Raw genomic sequence first — 4523 nt, 5'->3', positions numbered from 1 at the left:
GCCTGGCCCGGGTCAGCGCGCGGCGCTACCTGGAGTACCTGGTGTCGCGCGGCGAGGCACGGATCACCCCGCGCTACGGGGCAGCCGGCCGGCCGGAGAAGTTTTACGTCCCGATAGGCCGCTAGGACCGTGTTCCGGCCCCGCTCACGAGTCAGGACGGGGCCTGCGTCCCGACCAGACGTTAGGACGGGGTTTGCCGGGCCCGCCGCAGGATCTGCTCGGCGTGCTTGAGGACCGGCCCGTCGACCATTTGGCCGCGGAACCGGAAGGCCCCGGATTCGGTGGCGGCGGCGGCCAGCAGCGCGGCCGCATGGTCGGTTTCCTCCTCGCCCGGGCGATAAGCGGCCCGCACCACGTCGGCCTGGCTGGGGTGGATGATGGCCTTGGCCGCGAACCCCGAGGCGACGGCGTCCTCAGCCTCGGCGGCGAGCCCGCCGAGGTCCGCTATGTCGAGGTAGACCGAGTCGATGGTGGCCTTGCCGTAGGCGCCGGCGGCGAGCAGGACCTGCGAACGCGCCTGCCGGGCCACGTCCCGATAGGTTCCGGACGCGAACCGGCTGGAGCTGCCGCCCAGTGAGGCGACCAGGTCCTCGGCTCCCCACATCAGCGCGGTGACGTTCGCGCAGCGTGCCAGTTCCGCGGCGCGCAGCACGCCGAGGGCCGTCTCGCACAGGGCCACCACCGAGTACTCCCCCAGCCCGCCGGCGGCCGCCGCGTCCTCCGCCTTTGCCAGCATGATGGTGCGGTAGCCGGACCGGCGGACGGCCTCCAGGTCCGGTGCGTGGTCGGCGGTGCCGGCCGCGTTGACCCGGACGATCGTCCGGTCGGGGTCCAGCGGGTTGTCGATGATGGCTGCCCGGGCCGCCGCACGGTCGGCCGGAGCAACGGCGTCCTCCAGGTCCAGGATCACCGCGTCGGCGCGTGCGGCCGCCTTGCCGTACCGGTCCGGGCGGTCCGCCGGACAAAACAGGATGGCCGGTCCCATGCCGAAGCCGGTCATCGGCTTCCGTCCCCGGGCCGGCCGTCCCACAGTTCGGCGTCGGCCGTTTCCGAGCCCGCGATGGCGTCCGCGTGGCCATCCTTGGTCCACATCAGGCAGCTGCGCGTCACCGTGGCGACCACATCCCCGTGCTGGTTCCGGCCGGTATGGTGCATGGTCACCACCCCGGTCCCCGGCCGGGACCGGGACAGCCGCTTGTCGGTGACCACCGTCTCCGTGTACAGGGTGTCCCCGTGGTAGAGCGGGTGCGGGAACGTCACGTCGGTCATGCCCAGCTGAGCCACGATCGTGGACTGGGTGAGCTGGCCGACCGACTGGCCCACCACGGTGGCGAGGGTGAACATGGAATTCATCAGCCGCTGGCCGAACGGCTGCTCCGCCGCCCACGCCGCGTCCAGGTGCAGCGCCTGGTTGTTCATGGTGGCGGTGGTGAAGAAAACATTATCCGCCTCGGTGACCGTCCGGCCCGGCCGGTGCGCGTAGATGACGTCTGCCTCGATCTCCTCGAAGTAGAGCCCGCGCTGGATGATCACTTTCTGCGCCCCGGCCGCTTCCGACGGCGTCGCCGCTGCCCCGGCGTCGGTGTTCACCGGGCACCCGCCTGGTACTGGTCGACCCGGAGCTCGGCTCCGGTGGCCGCCACGACGTCCCGCATGTCGACGCCGGGGGCCGTCTCGCGCAGCACCAGTCCCTGCTCCCCGACGTCGATGACCGCCAGGTCGGTGATGATGGTGTCCACGCAGCCCCTGCCGGTCAGCGGCAGCGTGCATTCGGTCAAAATCTTGGGATTCCCGTCCCTGTCCACGTGTTCCATCATGACGATCAGCCGTTTGGCGCCGAAGACCAGGTCCATGGCACCGCCCATGCCCTTGACCATCTTGCCGGGGATCATCCAGTTGGCCAGGTCCCCGGTCCGGGACACCTGCATGGCGCCGAGAACGGCGACGTCGACGTGCCCGCCGCGGACCATGCCGAAGGAAGCGGAAGAGTCGAAGATCGCCGCTCCCCGGTTGAGCGTGACGGTCTCCTTGCCCGCGTTGATCAGGTCCGGGTCGATGTTGTCCTCGGTCGGATAGGGGCCGACGCCGAGGATCCCGTTCTCCGAATGCAGGATGACTTCCACGCCGTCGGGGATGTAGTTGGGGATGAGGGTGGGCATGCCGATGCCCAGGTTCACGTACTGCCCGTTTTCCAGTTCCTTGGCCACCCGGGCGGCCAGTTCGTTGCGCGTCAGCGCCATGGCGTGCTCCTTACTTCCCGGTCGCGCCGGTGTCGTGGCCGGCCAACCGCACCGTGCGTTTTTCGATCCGCTTTTCCACCTCCGGCGCCACCACCACCCGCTGGACGAAGATGCCGGGGGTGTGGATCTGCTGGGGGTCCAGTTCGCCCGGTTCCACGAGTTCCTCGACCTCGGCGATCGTGATCCTGCCGGCCATGGCGCACAGCGGATTGAAATTCATGGCGGTCACGTGGAACACCAGGTTGCCCAGGCGGTCGCCCTTCCAGGCGTGCACCAGGCCGAAGTCGGGCCGCAGGGATTCCTCCAGCACGTAGTCGGCCCCGCCGAAGCTGCGGACTTCCTTCGGTTCGGACGCCTTGGCGACCCCGCCGTCGGCGTCGTATTTGCGCGGCAGCCCGCCCTCGCTGACCTGGGTGCCGACCCCGGCGGCCGTATAGAACGCGGGTATCCCGGCCCCGCCGGCGCGCAGCTTTTCCGCCAGCGTCCCCTGGGGGGTCAGCTCCACTTCCAGCTCGCCGGCCAGGAACTGCCGGGCGAACTCCTTGTTCTCGCCCACGTAGGAGCTGATGGTGCGCCGGATCCGCCCGTCGGCCAGCAGCACGCCCAGCCCCCAGTCGTCCACGCCGCAGTTGTTGCTGATGGTTTCCAGGTCGGTGGTGCCGGCGTCGTGCAGGGCCTGGATCAGCGCCACCGGAATGCCGCACAGGCCGAAGCCGCCCACGGCCAGCGAGGCGCCGTCGGGAATGTCCGCCACGGCCTCCGCGGCGGAAGCTACTACCTTGTCGATCACTGCGTCCTCCTCTGCCTGCGGCCCGTCAAAGCCCCAGTTCGCGGGCGATGAGCATCAGCTGCACTTCGGTGGTCCCTTCCCCGACCTCCAGGATCTTCGAGTCACGGTAGTGGCGCGCCACCCGGAATTCGTTGATGAAGCCGAAGCCGCCGAAAATCTGCGTGGCATCGCGGGCGTTGTCCATGGCGGCTTCGCCTGCCACCATCTTGGCAATCGCGGACTGGGTTTTGAAGTGTTGGCCGGCGAGCATCCGGGCCGCGGCGTCGTAATACGCCAGCCGCGCCGTGTGCGCGCGGGCCTGCATCCGGGCGATCTTGAACTGGATGGCCTGGAAGGAGCCGATGCTGGTGCCGAAGGCCTGGCGCTCCTTGGCGTAGCGCACCGCCTCGTCCACGCAGCCCTGCGCCGCGCCCGTGGCCAGCGCGGCGATGGCGATCCGGCCCTCGTCCAGGATTTGCAGGAAGTTCGCATACCCCCGGCCGCGGCGGCCCAGCAGGTTCTCCTCCGGGACCCGGACGTTGTCCAGGGTGAGCGGATGCGTGTCGGAGGCGTTCCAGCCCACCTTGTTGTACGCCTTCTCGGCGGTGAAGCCCGGGGTGTCGGTGGGAACCAGGATGGTGGAAATCTCCTTCTTCAGCGAGCCGTCGTCGCGCTCCGAGGTGCCGGTGACCGCCGTGACGGTGACCAGCCGGGAGATGTCGGTGCCGGAATTCGTGATGAATTCCTTGTGCCCGTTGACCACCCACTGCCCGTCCACGAGCTCGGCCCGGGTCTTCGTGCCGCCCGCGTCGGAGCCCGCTTCGGGTTCGGTCAGGCCGAAGCCGGCGAGCGCCTCGCCGCTGGCCAGCATGGGCAGCCACTGTTGTTTCTGGTCCTCGCTGCCGAAGCGGTAGATGGGCATGGCCCCCAAGGAGACCCCGGCCTCCAGGGTGATCGCCACCGATTGGTCCACCGCACCGAGTTCTTCCAGCGCCAGGGCGAGCGCGAAGTAATCGCCGCCCATGCCGCCGTACTCCTCGGGGAACGGGAGGCCGAACAGTCCCATCTCGCCCATCTGTGCCACCACTTTGTACGGGAAGCTGTGCTCCTCGTCGTGCTTGGCGGACACCGGGGCCACCACCTCGCGGGCAAATTCCCGCACGGTCTCCACCAGGTCCTGGTAGTCCTCGCTCAGTGAAAAGTCAGGCATGGTCATGCCCCTTTCTGTTCAGGTTCTTCGGGGACAGGATCCGCTGCCCGCACGACGGCGACGATCTGGCCGGCCTTGACCAGGTCGCCGGGTTTGAGGTTGATGCTGGCCTCGCCGGCGATCGCGGCGCTCAGCTGGTGTTCCATCTTCATCGCTTCCACCGTCAACAGCGGCTGGCCGGCCACCACCCGGTCGCCGTTGGCCACCGCCACGGATGTCACCGTCCCGGGCATCGGCGAGCGCACCTCGGGTGATGCCTCCCCCTCGGCTTGGCGGACCCCCGCGAGGGCATCGGCGAGCCGGC

6 protein-coding genes are annotated in these 4523 nt (G+C 69.2%); all 6 read right to left on the bottom strand.

The features are described 5' to 3' along the window. Window positions 1-181 precede the first annotated feature (181 nt). Window positions 182-1000, bottom strand: coding sequence for an HpcH/HpaI aldolase/citrate lyase family protein (locus tag AC5RUJ_RS11670; protein WP_494129120.1), 819 nt, complete (start codon window positions 998-1000; stop codon window positions 182-184). Next, window positions 997-1590 (bottom strand): MaoC family dehydratase, encoded by a 594-nt coding sequence (locus AC5RUJ_RS11665; protein ID WP_494002446.1) that lies wholly within the window; start codon window positions 1588-1590, stop codon window positions 997-999. Before AC5RUJ_RS11665 ends, AC5RUJ_RS11670 begins: the two co-directional genes overlap by 4 nt. Beyond that, a complete protein-coding gene (locus AC5RUJ_RS11660) occupies window positions 1587-2240 on the bottom strand; it encodes a CoA transferase subunit B (protein ID WP_494102190.1) in 654 nt (217 codons plus the stop codon). The genes AC5RUJ_RS11665 and AC5RUJ_RS11660 overlap by 4 nt, the downstream gene beginning before the upstream one ends. A 10-nt stretch (window positions 2241-2250) precedes the next feature. Continuing rightward, window positions 2251-3030 carry a CoA transferase subunit A gene (locus AC5RUJ_RS11655; protein ID WP_494102189.1) on the bottom strand — a complete coding sequence of 260 codons (780 nt, stop codon included), beginning with the start codon at window positions 3028-3030 and terminating at the stop codon, window positions 2251-2253. 25 nt (window positions 3031-3055) lie between these two features. Next, a complete protein-coding gene (locus tag AC5RUJ_RS11650) occupies window positions 3056-4219 on the bottom strand; it encodes an acyl-CoA dehydrogenase family protein (RefSeq protein ID WP_494002449.1) in 1164 nt (387 codons plus the stop codon). Between the two features lie 2 nt (window positions 4220-4221). After that, the coding region (locus AC5RUJ_RS11645; protein WP_494155895.1) for an acyl-CoA carboxylase biotin carboxyl carrier protein subunit at window positions 4222-4523 on the bottom strand (302 nt) is incomplete at its 5' end.

It is taken from the genome of Arthrobacter sp. Y3223164, from assembly GCF_059091005.1.
This window is presented reverse-complemented; position numbering and strand designations above follow the sequence as displayed.